General features: G+C 59.8%; 17 protein-coding genes. 8 read left to right on the top strand and 9 right to left on the bottom strand.

Annotated features, from left to right (window positions below; genetic code table 11):
* The first annotated feature begins 155 nt into the window (after window positions 1-155).
* The gene (locus tag L8K08_RS08285; RefSeq protein WP_106576386.1) at window positions 156-1,502 is read left to right on the top strand and encodes a DEAD/DEAH box helicase; all 1,347 of its coding nucleotides are present in this window, start codon (window positions 156-158) and stop codon (window positions 1,500-1,502) included.
* A gap of 49 nt (window positions 1,503-1,551) precedes the next feature.
* Here the strand turns inward: L8K08_RS08285 and L8K08_RS08280 are convergent, their stop codons facing one another.
* A complete protein-coding gene (locus L8K08_RS08280) occupies window positions 1,552-1,827 on the bottom strand; it encodes a hypothetical protein (RefSeq protein WP_242195727.1) in 276 nt (91 codons plus the stop codon).
* Window positions 1,828-1,981: 154 nt separating this feature from the next.
* Between L8K08_RS08280 and L8K08_RS08275 the strand changes: the two genes are divergently transcribed.
* Window positions 1,982-2,371 carry a transcriptional regulator gene (locus tag L8K08_RS08275; protein ID WP_145158993.1) on the top strand — a complete coding sequence of 130 codons (390 nt, stop codon included), beginning with the start codon at window positions 1,982-1,984 and terminating at the stop codon, window positions 2,369-2,371.
* A gap of 52 nt (window positions 2,372-2,423) precedes the next feature.
* Here L8K08_RS08275 and L8K08_RS08270 read toward each other — a convergent pair whose 3' ends face one another.
* From L8K08_RS08270 to L8K08_RS08260, 3 genes are all read right to left on the bottom strand, one after another.
* A complete protein-coding gene (locus L8K08_RS08270) occupies window positions 2,424-3,290 on the bottom strand; it encodes a DUF6279 family lipoprotein (protein WP_242195725.1) in 867 nt (288 codons plus the stop codon).
* Between the two features lie 66 nt (window positions 3,291-3,356).
* Window positions 3,357-4,079 carry a TorF family putative porin gene (locus tag L8K08_RS08265; RefSeq protein ID WP_242195722.1) on the bottom strand — a complete coding sequence of 241 codons (723 nt, stop codon included), beginning with the start codon at window positions 4,077-4,079 and terminating at the stop codon, window positions 3,357-3,359.
* A gap of 221 nt (window positions 4,080-4,300) precedes the next feature.
* A complete protein-coding gene (locus L8K08_RS08260) occupies window positions 4,301-4,480 on the bottom strand; it encodes a hypothetical protein (RefSeq protein ID WP_003193095.1) in 180 nt (59 codons plus the stop codon).
* Between the two features lie 323 nt (window positions 4,481-4,803).
* Here L8K08_RS08260 and L8K08_RS08255 point away from each other — a divergent pair, with 323 nt between their 5' ends.
* The 3 genes from L8K08_RS08255 to L8K08_RS08245 all read left to right on the top strand — a co-directional run bounded on the left by L8K08_RS08255 (window position 4,804) and on the right by L8K08_RS08245 (window position 7,792).
* The gene (locus L8K08_RS08255; protein ID WP_242195719.1) at window positions 4,804-5,640 is read left to right on the top strand and encodes a S1-like domain-containing RNA-binding protein; all 837 of its coding nucleotides are present in this window, start codon (window positions 4,804-4,806) and stop codon (window positions 5,638-5,640) included.
* Window positions 5,641-5,752: 112 nt separating this feature from the next.
* Window positions 5,753-6,151, top strand: a complete 399-nt coding sequence (locus L8K08_RS08250; protein ID WP_242195716.1) for a DUF2177 family protein — start codon at window positions 5,753-5,755, stop codon at window positions 6,149-6,151.
* Window positions 6,152-6,349: 198 nt separating this feature from the next.
* The gene (locus L8K08_RS08245; protein ID WP_242195713.1) at window positions 6,350-7,792 is read left to right on the top strand and encodes an NCS1 family nucleobase:cation symporter-1; all 1,443 of its coding nucleotides are present in this window, start codon (window positions 6,350-6,352) and stop codon (window positions 7,790-7,792) included.
* On the opposite strand, the gene L8K08_RS08240 is transcribed toward L8K08_RS08245, so the two are convergent.
* Window positions 7,704-8,921, bottom strand: a complete 1,218-nt coding sequence (locus L8K08_RS08240; protein WP_242195709.1) for an MFS transporter — start codon at window positions 8,919-8,921, stop codon at window positions 7,704-7,706. The two genes, L8K08_RS08245 and L8K08_RS08240, sit on opposite strands and share 89 nt — an antisense overlap.
* 103 nt (window positions 8,922-9,024) lie before the next feature.
* Here L8K08_RS08240 and L8K08_RS08235 point away from each other — a divergent pair, with 103 nt between their 5' ends.
* On the top strand, window positions 9,025-9,918 hold the full coding sequence (locus tag L8K08_RS08235; RefSeq protein ID WP_119742222.1) for a LysR family transcriptional regulator: 894 nt from the start codon (window positions 9,025-9,027) through the stop codon (window positions 9,916-9,918).
* A 142-nt stretch (window positions 9,919-10,060) separates the two neighbouring features.
* Window positions 10,061-10,183 carry a PA1414 family protein gene (locus L8K08_RS30260; protein ID WP_256347311.1) on the top strand — a complete coding sequence of 41 codons (123 nt, stop codon included), beginning with the start codon at window positions 10,061-10,063 and terminating at the stop codon, window positions 10,181-10,183.
* A 198-nt stretch (window positions 10,184-10,381) separates the two neighbouring features.
* Here the strand turns inward: L8K08_RS30260 and L8K08_RS08230 are convergent, their stop codons facing one another.
* The 4 genes from L8K08_RS08230 to speB are packed head-to-tail and all read right to left on the bottom strand — an operon-like array spanning window position 10,382 to window position 14,697.
* The gene (locus L8K08_RS08230; protein WP_106576395.1) at window positions 10,382-11,764 is read right to left on the bottom strand and encodes a sodium:solute symporter; all 1,383 of its coding nucleotides are present in this window, start codon (window positions 11,762-11,764) and stop codon (window positions 10,382-10,384) included.
* A gap of 24 nt (window positions 11,765-11,788) precedes the next feature.
* Window positions 11,789-13,303, bottom strand: a complete 1,515-nt coding sequence (locus L8K08_RS08225; RefSeq protein WP_242195706.1) for a cytosine permease — start codon at window positions 13,301-13,303, stop codon at window positions 11,789-11,791.
* A 21-nt stretch (window positions 13,304-13,324) separates the two neighbouring features.
* Window positions 13,325-13,747 carry a nuclear transport factor 2 family protein gene (locus tag L8K08_RS08220; RefSeq protein WP_242195703.1) on the bottom strand — a complete coding sequence of 141 codons (423 nt, stop codon included), beginning with the start codon at window positions 13,745-13,747 and terminating at the stop codon, window positions 13,325-13,327.
* Complete coding sequence (speB, locus tag L8K08_RS08215) at window positions 13,747-14,697, bottom strand: agmatinase (RefSeq protein WP_064453522.1); 951 nt, start codon at window positions 14,695-14,697, stop codon at window positions 13,747-13,749. The genes L8K08_RS08220 and speB overlap by 1 nt, the downstream gene beginning before the upstream one ends.
* Window positions 14,698-14,943: 246 nt before the next feature.
* Between speB and L8K08_RS08210 the strand changes: the two genes are divergently transcribed.
* Window positions 14,944-15,837: a LysR family transcriptional regulator gene (locus tag L8K08_RS08210; RefSeq protein WP_242195700.1), complete on the top strand. Its 894-nt coding sequence runs from the start codon at window positions 14,944-14,946 to the stop codon at window positions 15,835-15,837.
* The last annotated feature ends 1 nt before the right edge of the window (window position 15,838 follow it).

Here is a 15,838-nt window from a genome sequence, read left to right as displayed (position 1 = left end):
TTAGAGCATTTAAGTGCGACAAAGTTGACGTTGTAGACAAATGAGCTGACAAAAAAGCAGCTGATTAGCCCCGTTCGCGTAAAGAAACTCGGTTTGGACGCCCGAAACCGTTACCCTATGCAGCTGATATTTTGTATTTCTTCGAGGTAGCACCCGTGTTTTCCCAATTCGCCCTGCACGAACGCCTGCTCAAAGCCGTGGCCGAGCTTAAATTTGTCGAGCCTACGCCTGTGCAAGCAGCGGCCATCCCGCTCGCGCTCCAAGGGCGTGACCTGCGGGTGACGGCTCAAACCGGGAGTGGCAAAACCGCCGCTTTCGTCCTGCCGATTCTGCACCGCTTGATTGGCCCGGCCAAAGTCCGCGTCAGCATCAAGACCCTGATCCTGCTGCCGACCCGCGAGCTGGCCCAGCAGACCTTGAAGGAAGTCGAGCGCTTTTCGCAGTTCACCTTCATCAAATCCGGCCTGATCACCGGTGGCGAAGACTTCAAGGTTCAGGCCGCCATGCTGCGCAAGGTCCCGGACATTCTGATCGGCACCCCAGGCCGCATGATCGAGCAACTCAACGCCGGCAACCTCGACCTCAAGGAAGTCGAAGTGCTGGTGCTCGACGAAGCCGACCGCATGCTCGACATGGGCTTTGCCGATGACGTGCAGCGCCTGGTGGCCGAATGCGTCAATCGCCAGCAGACCATGCTGTTCTCCGCCACCACCGGCGGCTCGACCCTGCGTGACATGGTCGCCAAGGTCTTGAACAACCCTGAGCACTTGCAGGTCAACAACGTCAGCGACCTGAACGCCACCACGCGTCAGCAGATCGTCACCGCCGACCACAACGTGCACAAAGAACAGATCCTCAACTGGCTGTTGGCCAACGAGACCTACCAGAAGGCCATCGTGTTCACCAACACCCGCGCTGCAGCGGACCGTATCTACGGTCGCCTGGTGGCACAGGATTACAAAGCGTTTGTGCTGCACGGTGAGAAAGACCAGAAGGACCGCAAGCTGGCCATCGACCGCCTGAAGGCTGGCGGCGTGAAGATCCTGGTGGCCACTGACGTGGCTGCGCGCGGTCTGGACGTGGACGGCCTGGACATGGTCATCAACTTCGACATGCCGCGCAGCGGCGACGAATACGTGCACCGTATCGGTCGTACCGGGCGTGCCGGTAATGATGGCCTGGCAATCTCGCTGATCTGCCATGGCGACTGGAACCTGATGTCGAGCATCGAGCGCTACCTCAAGCAGTCGTTCGAGCGCCGCACCATCAAGGAAGTCAAAGGCACCTACACCGGGCCGAAGAAGGTCAAGGCGTCGGGCAAGGCGGTTGGCGTGAAGAAGAAAAAAGTCGACGCCAAGGGCGACAAGAAGAAAGCCGGTGCCAAGTCGCCGACCAAGCGCAAGATTGCCAACCGGCCGAAGACCGACAACCTGTCGCTCGTCAGCAAGGACGGCATGGCGCCGCTCAAGCGCCGCAAGCCAGAAGCGCCGGCTGCCGAGTAAGGCTGCACCGATATAAAAAAACCGGACGATGTCCGGTTTTTTTTGGGCTTCAGTTTTTTGTCTCGGCGGCTGCTTTATCCAGGTCTTTAAGGCGCTGATCGATCAATTGGCATTTGTCTGGCAGGGCGGCAGAGGTCGTGTCCATATCCATCTTCTGCAGCTCTGCATTCATTTCCTTGGCTTTGGCGGGGTTTTGCTGGGTGAGCCTGGTCACCTCCTGCGCCAGTTGCTCACGTTTTGCCGTGGCTTCTTCAGGCGTACAGGCCCAAGCGGGCAGGGCAGTCAGCAGCGTGGCGGCGATGGCCAGGTTCATCAGGGTTTTCATGGTCGGACTTCCTTGGCAGTGTGTTCAGTTGAGGTGGTGAACGTCTGGAAAGTTCAGAGAAATGACGGCGGTCTATCCAGCTGAACGGCCAGTGACGGGGCATGTCACACCTGTAGACGGGCTACTTTCCTACCGGCCTGCAGGAGGAATCAGGATGACGACTTACAATTGGGATTTGATCGAACGTCTGCTGCATGAAGTGCAGAACGGCGAAGGCAGCTTTGCCCCGCGCAAGTATGCCGAGCAGGAAGCTGCCGAGAAGGCCACGGCGGGTGAAGCCACCGGTAACCTGGACACGCTGAAAAAGACCGCCGCGGATTATGAGGCGCTGCTGTTCAAGCGCGGGTTTATTGAGTCACGGCCAGAAGAAGAGGGCGGAAACGGTGAGAACTTCATCCTGACCGCGCGCGGTGCGCAACTGCTGGCGCTGATTGACAGCTCTATCCCTGGCAATGACCACCCGCGTCAGGTGCTCGATGACCAGTCGGATGCGCTGGAGCCGGCGACGTTTGATGAAGTGGCGTCGAAGGCGCAGATTGCCTGACAGGTAATCCGTCGATCAATTGAGCGAGGGGGACTTGTCCCCCTTGCCAACCTCAGTTGGCGGTAGCCTTCAGGCATTTGAGGGCCTTGAAATCGCTGCGTACGCCGTCAATTTTTTGCGTCAGTTTCATGCGCTGCTGCGGCGTACTTTCCGCCATCAGGTCGACAATCAGACTGCGTGCCGCCGCTTCCGTCCGCGCATAGGCAGCCTTGTATTCCGGGGTCCACAGACTTTCGCGATCCACCAATAATTGCTGCATCTTCTGCGGGAAGTCCGCGCTGTGGCGCTGCTGCACCGCGGCGATGAATTGCGCCTGCCAGCGGGCGCGGTTGCCGATCCATTCCTGATTCTGTTCGCCCAAAGCGATAGACCAGGCCGTCACACGGTTCTGCTGGCTGTCACTGAGCGGGCCGATCCAGGCGTCCAGGCGTTTGCTCATGCGTTGCGCGCGCTCCTTGATCTGCTGCGCCAAGGGCGGCTTGAGGTATTCGTCCTGGCGCTTGCGCAGGTCCTTGGCCAGGGCGTCACTCATTTCCTTGACCTGCTGGTCATCCAACCCTTGCAGCAGTTGGATGGCTGACGGCGTGATTTCCCGCGCCACCTCGGCTATCGCCTGTTTGGCCTCGACGGTACGGGTTTGCAGTGCGGCGTCGGTAACCTGATTGTTGTCGACCATCTGTTGCAGGCGATCAAGCCAGTCCAGGTAGCCCGGCAATTGAGTGGTGCAATGCCAGGCCAGGTGTTCCTTGAGTGTGTCGTTGAGCCAGCTCTTCTGCCCGGCGTTCATGTCCAGGTAGTCGTTGAGGGTCCAGGGGATAATGACATCCAGATTGCGGTAGGCCAGGCCTACGCGATTGCAGCCGGCGAGCACCAGGCTCAGGGTCAGCAATACCACCAGTAATTTAAGCCGACGCAGCATGGGCGAGTCCTTGCGCAGAGAGGGTTAATGCATGTGAACCTGAGCGAGGTGCGACAGTTCAGCCCGTCAATAAAACGACCGCGCCGCCTTCAAGGTCAACAGGCCGTCGCATTGCGAATTGTGTCCGGAGTAGGCCGAGCAATCGCCACCGCTGAGGCTCGAATCGCTGTAGATCAGGTTCAGGTCGATGCCTTTCCACGCGCGGGAGAACTGCACCGACCAATCGCTGAAGCTGCTGATCGAGCCGCCTTCCACCGAAGCCGGGGTGCCCAACTGATGGGTGGTGTACTTCACGCTGACGCCGATGCCGAAAGGCTGCGTGCCGCCGAGGTCGGCAAACAACGTGCTGTCCTGGCGATCAGGGTCGTTGCTGAAGGAGACGCCGAAGCGATTGCCCAGCAGGTTCAGGCCGCCGTAAAACTCCTGGCTGTCCAGAGGGCTGAGCTTGGGATAGCTGTAGTGAATCAAGCCGACTTCGTAGCCCAGCGTTTTGTCGAAGGGACGTTTGAAACCCAGGTAGGAATCGACTTCAAGGTTATTGGCCGACGACAGCCCCATATTCGGTGAGAACTGGCCGATATACAGGCCGCTGTCATGGCTCAGGTCCAGCCCGCCGTGAAATGAGTCGCTGCCGGGGGCAGTCGGCTTTACCAGGCCTTGGGCCATGCTGCGGCTTGGCGTCGTGCCCAGTTTCAGGTCGAAATCGCCCAGTTCACGCTGGAAAACCTGCGCTTGCGCTAAAGGGGTCGCCGCAAGGGCAGTTATCAGAAAAAAGCAGGGCTTGAGCATGCTTCACTCCATGAAAAGCGAGGAGCAGTGACAGAGGAAATCGGGCAGATGCCCGTACTAGACGTGTGCAAGCATACCGGCGAACGCCTGAAGGTGAGGCCCGTTCGTCGATTAGCGCACTGCAGGGTGATGCACAGAGGGTATTTCGAGCTCTAGTCCTGGCGCCTTGAGGGCAAGACGCTTAGGGACTAGGTGCAACGCGGGCGGATGTTGCGCGGGTTTTACTTTTTGCCCAGGCTGATTTGCTTGGACGGGCCGAAAGTCTGGCCGCTGACGCCCTTGGCAATTTGCTGGATTTCGCCGCCGGACTTGAGGAACGCAGCAATCTGGCTGTTGATCGATTCGCTGGTTTCAACGGCTGGAGCTGGCTTTGCTTTGCTGTTGGATGCTTTTACGCGCATGGCGGCCACTAACCTGTAGAAAATTAACTTGGCCAGGCATCGTACAGGAAATACTTGACAATTGCTTGGCAAATATCCCCTGGGAATTGTTGGGTCAGGCGGTAATTATCGAAGTTTGTCGGTGAAATAGTCGCCTAACTTACTGTTTTAATTCGAAACCACTTGAGGGATCAGTGCCTGGCTGGCGGCAAAATTCAAGGATCTGATCTGACGAGTGGGGCGGTGCCACTGGAACGCCACGCCAGCCCGCGATTTTTCAGGTGCGCGCGCGTGTCGGGCGCAACTCGGGTAGAATGCCGCCCACGTAACGAGGGTATTTGGAAATGGCTTTAGTCGGGCGCTACAACAGCTTGCAAGTGGTAAAACACACTAACTTTGGTTTGTACCTGGACGGTGCGCAAGATGGCGAAATCCTCTTGCCCAATCGGTATATCCCGAAAGATATTCCCAGTGAAGATGAAGACTGGCTTAACGTTTTCATTTACTTGGACAGCGACGACAAACTTATCGCAACGACTGAAAAGCCGAAAGTTCAAGTCGGCGAATTCGCCAGTTTGAAAGTCGTCGAAGTCAACAGCATTGGTGTATTCCTCGATTGGGGTTTGCCCAAGGATCTGTTGTTGCCGTATTCAGAAGAAAAACGTCAGCTGACCGCCGGCGAATACTGCGTGGTGCACGTCTACCTCGACAAGCACACCAAGCGCATCACCGCCACCGCGCGGCTGGATCGCTACCTGGACAAGACACCGGCCAACTACCATGTGGGCCAGGAAGTCGACTTGCTGGTGGCCGAAGCCACCGACATGGGCTTCAAGGCAATCATCAACAACAAGCACTGGGGCCTGATCCACAAAAACGAAGTGTTCAAGTTCCTGCGCCCGGGCAAGGAAGAGAAAGGCTTTATCAAAGAGATTCGCGCCGATGGCAACATCAGCCTGAGCCTGCAGCCGGTTGGGCAGGAAGCGGCCTCCAGCCTGAACTCGAAGATTCTTGCCAAGTTGCGTGAAAACAACGGCACTCTGCCGGTCAGCGATAAAAGCGACCCGGCGGTGATCAGCAACTTGTTCGGTGTCAGCAAAGGCAACTTCAAAAAGGCCATTGGTGCGCTCTACAAGCAAGGTCAGATTGTGATTCACGCGGATCGCATTGAACTAAGCTGAGTGCGCTTTGTTCTTCTGTAGGAGCCGGCTCGCCGGCGACGAGGCCAGTGGTTTTCGTGGTGTCCTGAGGGAGGCCAGCGCTGGCAAGCCAGCTCCAGCAGAGGTCGCTTCAATGTCCAAGAAAACCCTGTTCGCTTACCTCGGCACCTTGCTTGCGTTTCTGGTGCTCGACGGCCTCTGGCTCGGCGTCCTCATGGGCCCGACCTACAAATCCCTGCTTGGCTCGCTGATGCTCGATCAGCCGCGCCTGTTCCCCGCCGTGGTGTTCTACCTGCTGTATGCCATCGGGTGTGTGGTGTTTGTGGTCCTGCCGAGCGGCAGTTGGCAGCGCGCAGCGCGGTTGGGAGCCCTGCTTGGTCTGGTGGCCTACGGCACGTATGACCTGAGCAATTGGGCGACGCTGCAGGGCTGGTCCGCTGAATTGGCGCTCATGGATATGGCTTGGGGTACCGTCCTGACTGCCATTTGCTGCACGGTCGGGTACCTGTGTGCACATCGGGTGCAACGCTGATTGTGTACAGGATCCATGTGCACCGTTGCTGAGCGCAGCCCCATCCTTTAGCGCTTCCTGAATCCCTTTGGAGCACCGTTCCAGAGGGATTGTGTGCCATTGGCACGCATTCTGCTGAACACCTCGTATACAAACCAGGTCGCCTCCCGTATGCACACCGTTACGGCAGCGCAGGCCGGTATTTCGAGGAGCCAAGCGATGACCGAACAATTGCCCAAAGGCTACAGCCCGCGCCTGTACAACCAGGACCTGGGCCCGCTGCCGCAAAAGTGGACCTGGTACAACATCTTCGCCTTCTGGATGAGTGACGTGCACAGCGTCGGCGGCTACGTGTTTGCCGCCAGCTTGTTCGCGCTTGGGCTGGCCAGTTGGCAGGTGCTGATCGCCTTGCTGGCGGGTATTTGTATCGTGCAGTTGATTGCCAACCTTGTCGCCAAGCCGAGCCAGCAAGCGGCGGTGCCGTATCCGGTCATCTGCCGGCTGGCCTTTGGCGTGTTCGGAGCAAATATTCCGGCGGTGATTCGCGGCCTGATCGCGGTGGCCTGGTACGGGATTCAAACGTATCTGGCCTCAAGTGCCCTGATCATCGTGGTGCTGCGTTTTTTCCCGCAGATGGCGGTATATGCAGAGCCGCATTTTGCAGGCCTGTCCTACTTGGGCTGGTTCAGTTTCCTCACCTTATGGGTATTGCAAGCCGCCGTATTCTGGGCTGGGATGGAATCCATCCGGCGCTTTATCGACTGGGCGGGGCCGGTGGTCTACGCGGTGATGTTTGCCCTGGCCGGCTGGATTGTGTGGAAGGCCGGCTGGGCGAATATCAGCTTTACCCTGGCGGAAAAATCCCTCTCGGGCTGGCAGACTTTTGGGCAGGTGATCGTGGCGACGGCGCTGGTGGTGTCCTATTTCTCCGGGCCAACGCTGAATTTCGGCGATTTCAGCCGCTACTGCCGCAGCATGCACGACGTGCGTCGCGGTAATTTCTGGGGGCTGCCGGTGAATTTCCTGGCGTTCTCACTGGTCACCGTCGTTATCGTTTCGGGCACCTTGCCGGTGTTTGGTGAAATGCTGCATGACCCGATTGCCACCGTTTCGCGTATCGACAACAGCATGGCCGTGCTGCTCGGCGCGTTTGCCTTCGTGACCGCCACCATCGGCATCAATATCGTCGCCAACTTCGTCTCGCCGGCGTTTGATTTTGCCAACGTCGCGCCGAGCAAAATCAGCTGGCGCGCCGGTGGAATGATTGCGGCGGTGGCGTCGATCTTCATCACCCCGTGGAACCTGTTCAACAACCCGCTGATGATTCACTACACGCTGGACATCCTCGCGGCGTGTATCGGGCCGTTGTTCGGCATCCTGTTGGTGGACTTCTACCTGATCAAAAAACAGAAGATCGATGTGGCCGCGTTGTTCGATGACAGCCCCAGCGGGCGCTATTACTTCGACGGCGGCGTGAACTGGACCGCGGTCAAAGCCTTGGTGCCCGCGACGCTGGCGGGCGTTGCGATCACCTTCACCCCGGCGTTGCAGGGCATGGCCAACTTCGCCTGGTTTACCGGGTGCTTGCTGGGTGGGCTGTTTTTCCTGGTGCTGGCGCGCCGAGAACAGGTTCGCGTACCGGCGCCACTGGTGGCTGGCTGAGTGAGACGGTAGGGCGCAGCAGCAGCGCACCGGCCACCAGCAGGCCTGCGCCGGCAATCACCAGGGCCGGTTGCAGGCCGCCACTCAGGTGGCTGCTCACCGAGGCCAGCAGCGGGCCGCTCAATTGACCGATGGCGAAGCTGGCGGTCAGCAGCCCGGTGCTGCGCTGATAGCCGTGGGGCGCGACCTCACGCAGGCGTTGCATCACCAGCATCATGCACGCCAGGAACGGCGTACCACACAGCAAAACGCCCAGCGCCAGGCCCCAGCCGTTGCCCAGCAAGCAGGCAAACACGCCGGTCGCTTGCAGCCACAAGGTGGTCATCAGCCAGCGGCGGGTGGTGTGCGTGTTATTGCGGCGCAAGCTCACCCCGACCACGCCAACGGCAGCCGCCAGACCAAAGCATGGCCAGAACAGATCCGCCTGCCAGGCGCCGTTGAATTGCGCGCTGGCCATCTGCGACAGAAAGGTCGCCGGGATGATGTAGCCCAGACCGTACAGAAAGTAGATCCAGCACAGGTGCGCATTGCTTTGATTGCTGCCTGCACTGGCAGTGTGTGCGACGGCGGGCATCGGCTGAGGCAAGAACGGCAGGATAGCCAGCAGCATGACCAACGCCACCACGCCATACACCAGCCACAGTGAGGCCGAACTTTGTCCAAGCAGGTTCGAGCCCAAAGCCAGTAGACCGGTGAGCAAAATCCCCAGCCCTGGCCCGGCGAATACCAGGGCTCCCAAGCGTGGACGGCCGGCGGCAATTGCCAGCGGTTGGCTCAAACTGGTGATCATCACCAACGCCCAGGCACTCGCGACACCCGTGCCGAAGCGCAGCAGCAGGTGCGGCCAAAACCCTTGCGCCCAATACGACGCCAGCGTCAGCAGTACGCACAGCCACAACCCGCCGTACATCCGCCCCCGCACGTGGTGGTGACTGCGGGCGAAGATCGAATCCACCGCGCCAACAAAGTAGCCCAGGTAATTGGCGGCAGCGATCAGGCCTGCGCCGGTCAGGTCGATCTGCCCTTCGCTCAGCAGATGCGGCATTTGTGGTGTGAGGGCGAAGCGTCCAATGCCCATGGCCATCATCAGGGCGACAAAGCTGGCGAGTAAGCGAATCAGCGGCGACATATTCTGGTTTCCTGCAAGCACGCGAAGACCTTCAGGCTAAAGCGAATTGACTTTCTGTAAAAATGAATAATAGTGAGTAACTTGTTCAGTTTTGGAGAAAGGTATGGAGTTCAGTCAATTGCGGATTTTCCAGGCCGTGGCAGAAGAGGGCTCCATCACCCGCGCGGCTGAGCGCCTGCACCGTGTGCCGTCGAACCTGTCGACACGGCTCAAGCAAATGGAAGAGCAACTGGGCGTGGAACTGTTTGTGCGCGAGCGTCAACGCTTGCAGCTTTCTCCCGCCGGCAAAGTGCTGCTGGACTACAGCACCCGTCTGATCGCGCTGCACGATGAAGCCCACGGCGCCGTCCAGGGCGGGCAACCGGCCGGCGATTTTGTGTTGGGCAGCATGTACAGCACTGCCGCGATTCATTTGCCGAGGTTGTTGGCGCGCTATCACAAGGCTTATCCGATGGTAAACCTGCAGGTGCAGTCGGCGCCCAGCGGTGAACTGTTGGAAGGCTTGATCACTGGGCGTCTGGATGCGGCATTGGTCGATGGCCCGCTGACCATCGCCACCTTGGACGGTGTGCCACTGTGCGAAGAGCGCCTGGTGTTGATCTGCGAGGCTGATCACCCGCCCGTGCGTGGGCCGCAGGATGTAGCGGGGCGCTCGGTGTTCACCTTTCGCCGCAGTTGCGCGTACCGCACGCGGCTGGAGACCTGGTTTTCCCACGAGCGCGTGGCCATGGGCCGGGCGATCGAGATTGAGTCCTATCAGGGTATGCTCGCCTGCGTGATTGCCGGTTCCGGTGTGGCATTGATGTCTGAATCCATGCTGGAAAGCCTGCCAGGCAAGGACAGCGTGTCCGTTCATCCCCTGACGGGGCCTTTTGCTACTGCAACGACCTGGCTGATGTGGCGAAAGGGTATGCTCGGCGCTAACCTCAATGCATGGATTGACCTGCAGCAGGAAGGCAAAGCCGAGTTATTGCAGGACACGCGCGCGATTGCTTGAACGATCCGTCAGGATTTGAATCAATTCAGTAATAGTTCGTTGTGGTTTCGTTCAAGCATTACGTAGGACTTAGTACTACTATCACTGTAGGAAAAGGCGACAAAACTCGCGCCGACCCGCATTACCCGCAAAGGGGGCAACCATGAAAGAGAAAATCCAAAACTGGCTCCATGACGTTGGCGTCGCGCTCGGACTGATCGAGCCTCCGCTGCAACCGGTGCCGATTCGAACGGATGACGAGCAGCGCCGGCCCCGTCGCAGATAAGCCCGGGTTCCAACAGGATTCAACAGGTGGGAGCGAGCTTGCTCGCGAAGGCGGTCTGTCAGTCAACGCAAATGTTGGCTGATACACCACCTTCGTAAGCAAGCTCGCTCCCACAGTTGTGTGTGGCAGGCAAAAAAAAACGGGTGCGACATCCGACGTCGCACCCGCTGAAGAAACCGCTCTGATGCCTGTGCTGCCTTAAATTGCCCTGGCCGCCGCAGCCTGCGGGCGCCGCGACAACAGACTCACGCCTACAAAACTCACCAATCCAACCGCCAGGCTGTAGTAGATCGGCGTGTTCGCGTCCAAGCCATCCTTGAACATGAACACCAGTGCCGTCACAAAGCCCAGGGCCATGGACGCGATCGCCCCCGAGGTCGTCGCCCGCTTCCAGAAAATCGCCCCCATCAGCGGGATCAGCATGCCACCCACCAACAAGTTGTAGGCGAGGGTCAGGGCGCTGATCACGTCGTTGACCACCAGGGCGATACCCAGCACGGCAATGCCCGTCAGCATCGTGAACAAGCGGTTGATGTTCAGGCTCGATTGCTTGCCACCGCGCAAACGCGGCAGCAGGTCTTCGGTCAATACGGTGGAGGCGGCGAGCAAACCGGCGCTGGCGGTGGACATCATCGCGGCCAGTGCGGCGGCGATCACCAGCCCGCGAATGCCGTCCGGCAACGACGCTTTGACGATCGCGGCGAAGGCATTGTTGACGTTATCCAGATTCGGCAGCAGTACATGAGCGGCCATGCCGATCAGCGCGCAGGCCAGGCCGTAGAGGATGCAGTAGAAGCCGGCGAAGGTGCCTGCGTACTGCGCGACCTTTTCGTCGCGGGCAGTGAACACCCGTTGCCAGATGTCTTGACCGATGAGGATGCCGAAAAAGTAGATCATGAAGTAGGTAATGATCGTGTCCCAGCCGATTTCGGTGAAGCTGAAGTTCGACGCCGGCAGCTTGGCCACCAGTTGGTCCCAGCCGCCGACGCGGTACAGGCAGATCGGCAGCAGGATGAACATCAGGCCGACGGTCTTGATCACAAATTGCACAATATCGGTAAGCGTCAGCGACCACATGCCGCCGATGGTCGAATACACCACCACCACGCCACCGCCCAGCAGCACCGAGACCCAGAACGGCAGGCCGAACAGCACTTGCAGCACGGTGCCGATGGCCAGAATCGAGGTCACGCCGATCATTAACGCGTAGGCCAGCATGATCACCGCGCTCGCTTGGCGGGCCATCGGGTTGTAGCGTTTTTCCAGGACCTGGGTGACGGTGAAGATCTTAAGCTTGAGCAGCGGTTTGGCCAGGAACAGGTTCAACGCGATGATCCCGGCCCCCAGCGCAGCACACAGCCAGAAGCCCGAGATGCCGTGCACATAACCCAGGCGCACGGTGCCGACGGTGGATGCACCGCCCAATACCGTGGCGGCCATGGTGCCCATGTACAGCGACGGGCCCAGATTGCGGCCGGCCACCAGGTAGTCTTCGTGGGTCTTGGCGCGGCGCATGCCGTAATAGCCGAGCACGAGCATGCCGGCGGCGTAGATGAGTACGACGAATAAATCCAAAGCCATGACGGCGGGTCTCCGATTATTTTTTTAGGCTATTGAGGCGCTTTTTGTGGCGAGGGAACTTGCTCCCGTTGGGCTGCGAAGCGGCCCCTGGGGGCCATAAACAGCCGCTGGTTCCGGGAACAGGCGAAGCAAACTCAGGTACACCACCGAGGCCAGCCCCAGCGTCACCGGCAGGCTGATATCGATGCCGTCGGCCAGGTTGCCCAGCGGCCCGACAAACTGCCCCGGCAAATTGACGAAGCACAAACCCACCAGCGCACTCGGGATCCAGGCCCCCAGCCCGCGCCAGTTCCAGCCATGGCTGAACCAGTAGCGCCCGCCGGTTTCACCGCGAGTGAATACCTGCAAGTCGTCCGGGCAGTAGAAGCCGCGGCGCACAATCAGGCCGATGATCATCATCACCATCCAGGGCGTGGTGCAGGTGATGATCAGCACGGCGAAAGTCGACACGCTCTGCACCAGGTTGGCGGCGAAACGTCCGATAAAGATGAAGGCAATCGACATCACGCCGATCAGCAGCGTGGCCTTGACCCGTGACAGCAGGCGCGGAAACACGCTGGACATGTCCAGGCCGGTGCCATACAGCGAGGTGGTGCCAGTGGACATGCCGCCGATCACCGCGATCAGGCACACCGGCAGGAAGAACCAGGTGGGCGCCACCGCCAGCAAACCGCCGACGTAGTTGTTCGCCGCAATGTAGTCCGGTGCCTTGATCGCCACGATGGTCGCGGTGGCCAGGCCGAACAGAAACGGGATCAACGTAGCGATCTGAGCCAGCACGACCGCCAGCATGATGCGCATTTTCGGCGTCTCACGCGGGATGTAGCGCGACCAGTCACCGAGGAATGCACCGAAGGAAATCGGATTGCTCATGGCCACCAGCGCAGCACCGATAAAGGCCGCCCAAAAGCCGGTCTGGCCGAGGGCGACGGTGCCGGCGAAGTGGCTGTCGAAGGCCGGCGCAAACGCGAAGATGCCCAGCAGGAACAGCAGGCTCGCCGCCCACACCGCGATGCGGTTGACCCACAGCATGAAGCGAAATCCATAGATGCACACGGTGAGCACAAGCAAGGCGAACAGGCCGTAGGCCAGGCCCAGCGTCAGGTCGGTTTCCGGCAGGCCGATCAGCCGTTTCGCACCGCCGACCAACGCATCGCCTGAACTCCACACCGACAGTGAGAAGAAGGCAATCGCCGTCAGCAGCGACAGAAACGAGCCGACAATGCGCCCGTGCACACCAAAGTGCGCACCGGACGACACGGCATTGTTGGTGCCATTGATCGGCCCGAACAGGCCCATCGGCGCCAGGATCAGCGCGCCCACCAGCACGCCCAGCACAATCGCCCAGACGCCGGCCTGGAACGACAAGCCGAACAGCACCGGAAACGAACCCAGCACGGCGGTGGCAAAGGTGTTGGCACCGCCAAAGATCAGTCGGAACAGATCCTTGGGCCCGGCAGTACGTTCGTGGTCCGGGATCTGCTCGACCCCGTTGGTTTCTATCGTTCGAATACTTTTATCGTTGTTTTTATTATTCATGATCAGCTCCGATCACATTGGCTAAGGGGGCGGCAGCCCTTCCGGCATAGCGGACAAATGTTCGTGACAGGCCAGCCACAGGCCTTGTTTTTGTTGTGTGCCAGACCTTTGTCGTGTGAAGACAATGGTCTCGCGCTCCTGGCTAAAAAATTGCTCCCCGTTCATGCGCAGCTCGGTGGCCACGTCATGCATAAAAATCGCCACATCACCTTGCAGGCTGACAAAGGCGTTGCTTGAAGTGCAGGACAGCACCTCAAACCCCTCGTCCTGGCGCCAGCTGTCCCACAACGCCTGGTAGGCATCGCGGCTGAGCAGCGGCTGGGGGAGGGTGTAGAACACAAAGCTGGCATCGGCCGTGAACGCGCCGAAGTAGGCGGCGCGGTCATTGCGGGCGAAGGCCGAGACCAGGTCGGCCGCGGCTTGCAGCACCTCGTGCGTGCTCATCAGCGATGCGCCACGCCGGGCAGTACACACAGCATCTCGTACAGCAGGTTGGCGCCGAGCAGCGAGGTGTTGCCGGTGGTGTCGTAAGGCGGCGAAACTTCTACCAGATCGCAACCAATCAGGTCGAGGCCCTGGCAACCACGGATGATCTCGATCGCCTGGATGGTGGTCAGCCCGCCGATTTCCGGCGTGCCGGTGCCCGGTGCCCAGGCCGGGTCGATGCCGTCGATGTCGAAGCTCAGGTACACCGGGCCGCCGCCGACTTTTTCACGCACTTCGGCCATCAATGGCGCGAGCGAGTGGTGCCAGCATTCTTCAGCCTGGACCACGCGGAAGCCCTGTTTGCGGCTCCAGTTGAAGTCTTCGGCGGTGTAGCCCTGGGCGCGCAGGCCGATTTGTACGACGCGATCGCAATCGAGCAGGCCTTCTTCCACCGCGCGGCGGAAGGTGGTGCCGTGGGCGATTTTCTCGCCGAACATGTGATCGTTGACGTCGGCGTGGGCATCGATGTGCACCAGCCCGACCTTGCCGTGTTTCTTGTGGATCGCCCGCAGGATCGGCAGGGTGATGGTGTGGTCGCCGCCCAGGGTCATCGGGATCACGTTGTGCTCGAGGATCTCATCGTAGGCTTCTTCGATGATGCGCACGGCGTCGAGCAGGTTGAAGGTGTTAATCGCCACGTCGCCGATGTCGGCAACCGACAGGGAGTCGAACGGTGCGGCGCCGGTGGCCATGTTGTAAGGGCGGATCATCACCGATTCGGCGCGGATTTCCCGCGGCCCGAAACGGGTGCCGGCGCGCAGCGAGGTGCCGATGTCCAGGGGCACGCCGACAAAGGCGGCATCCAGGCCTTTGGCCGTTTGCAGGTGGGGAAGTCGCATCATGGTGGCGATGCCGGCGAAGCGCGGCATTTCGTTGCCGCCCAGTGGTTGGTGAAAAATCTTGTCCACGGGATTGCCTCATCGTTGTTTTGTTTATTAGGGGCCGATTCTGCGAAAAGCCCAGGGCGGGAAGAATCGGCAGGGGCAAATACTTAGTTCAGATTTTTCTAAACTAATGCCTGGGGTAAACTCGGTTCAAATGTGGGAGCGGGCTTGCTCGCGAATACGGTGTGTCAGTCACGGATGGTTCGACTGATCCACCGCATTCGCGAGCAAGCCCGCTCCCACAGGTTTATGTTTGCTTCTGGAGAACCCATGGCCAACGCCTTGCCCGACCTGAAACTCCTGCGCATCTTCGTCAGCGTCGTGCGCCACCAGGGGTTTGCCAACGCCCAGCACGAACTCAACCTGTCAACGTCGGCCATCAGCACTTATATGAGCCAGCTGGAGTCGGCGTTGGGCCTGGTGCTGTGCCATCGCGGGCGCGGCGGGTTCAGCCTGACCAGCAAGGGCGAGCTGTTCCATCAGGAAACCCTGCGCCTCTTGGGCGAATTGGAAGGCTTCGAGCAATACGCAGCAGCGCTCAAAGGCGAGTTGCGCGGCACACTGAAGCTGGGCGTGCTCGACTCCACCGTCAGCGACAAGGCGCTGCCGTTCGCTGAGGTGATCGGCGCCTACAGCCAGGAACACCCGGCCGTGCATTTGCACCTCTCGGTGATGAGCCCTTACGAACTGCAACTGGGTGTGCAGGACAATCGTCTGGATGTGGCCATTGGCGCCTTTCCCAACCGCATGAGCGGGCTGATCTACATGCCGCTGTACCGCGAGCAACACTGGTTGTATTGCAGCACCCGCCATACGTTGTTCAACGAACGGCGCATCCCCGAACAAGTGATCACCCAACAGCGCATGGTCGGGCGCGGCTACTGGAGCCAGGCTGAACTGGCGCGCCACGGCTTCAAACACAGCGCGGCAACGGTGGAAAGTATGGAAGCTCAGTTGATTCTGGTGCTGTCCGGCGCCTACATCGGCTACCTGCCCGAGCATTACGCCCAGGCCTGGGCCGACAAGGGCGACCTGCGCGTATTGTTGCCGGCGACCTTCGGCTATCAGGCGCCATTTTCGATGATCATGCGCCGGGGCCGTAGCCGCGAGCCGCTGATCCAGACCTTCCGCGATTTACTCAAAGCACAGCTCAACCAGGCCTGAA

Source organism: Pseudomonas sp. TREG-RG-20F-10-E-6-01 (assembly GCF_022662455.1).
Taxonomy (GTDB): domain Bacteria; phylum Pseudomonadota; class Gammaproteobacteria; order Pseudomonadales; family Pseudomonadaceae; genus Aquipseudomonas.
This window is presented reverse-complemented; position numbering and strand designations above follow the sequence as displayed.

Bases quoted from the DNA above. Each gene is read 5' to 3' on its own strand.
- L8K08_RS08255 (WP_242195719.1), top strand. From the start codon at position 4,804: ATGGCTTTAGTCGGGCGCTACAACAGCTTGCAAGTGGTAAAACACACT.
- L8K08_RS08220 (WP_242195703.1), bottom strand. From the start codon at position 13,747: ATGAGCACGCACGAGGTGCTGCAAGCCGCGGCCGACCTGGTCTCGGCC.
- L8K08_RS08275 (WP_145158993.1), top strand. From the start codon at position 1,982: ATGACGACTTACAATTGGGATTTGATCGAACGTCTGCTGCATGAAGTG.
- L8K08_RS30260 (WP_256347311.1), top strand. From the start codon at position 10,061: ATGAAAGAGAAAATCCAAAACTGGCTCCATGACGTTGGCGTCGCGCTC.
- L8K08_RS08225 (WP_242195706.1), bottom strand. From the start codon at position 13,303: ATGAATAATAAAAACAACGATAAAAGTATTCGAACGATAGAAACCAAC.
- L8K08_RS08265 (WP_242195722.1), bottom strand. From the start codon at position 4,079: ATGCTCAAGCCCTGCTTTTTTCTGATAACTGCCCTTGCGGCGACCCCT.
- L8K08_RS08260 (WP_003193095.1), bottom strand. From the start codon at position 4,480: ATGCGCGTAAAAGCATCCAACAGCAAAGCAAAGCCAGCTCCAGCCGTT.
- L8K08_RS08240 (WP_242195709.1), bottom strand. From the start codon at position 8,921: ATGTCGCCGCTGATTCGCTTACTCGCCAGCTTTGTCGCCCTGATGATG.
- L8K08_RS08250 (WP_242195716.1), top strand. From the start codon at position 5,753: ATGTCCAAGAAAACCCTGTTCGCTTACCTCGGCACCTTGCTTGCGTTT.
- L8K08_RS08210 (WP_242195700.1), top strand. From the start codon at position 14,944: ATGGCCAACGCCTTGCCCGACCTGAAACTCCTGCGCATCTTCGTCAGC.
- L8K08_RS08230 (WP_106576395.1), bottom strand. From the start codon at position 11,764: ATGGCTTTGGATTTATTCGTCGTACTCATCTACGCCGCCGGCATGCTC.
- L8K08_RS08245 (WP_242195713.1), top strand. From the start codon at position 6,350: ATGACCGAACAATTGCCCAAAGGCTACAGCCCGCGCCTGTACAACCAG.
- L8K08_RS08235 (WP_119742222.1), top strand. From the start codon at position 9,025: ATGGAGTTCAGTCAATTGCGGATTTTCCAGGCCGTGGCAGAAGAGGGC.
- L8K08_RS08280 (WP_242195727.1), bottom strand. From the start codon at position 1,827: ATGAAAACCCTGATGAACCTGGCCATCGCCGCCACGCTGCTGACTGCC.
- L8K08_RS08270 (WP_242195725.1), bottom strand. From the start codon at position 3,290: ATGCTGCGTCGGCTTAAATTACTGGTGGTATTGCTGACCCTGAGCCTG.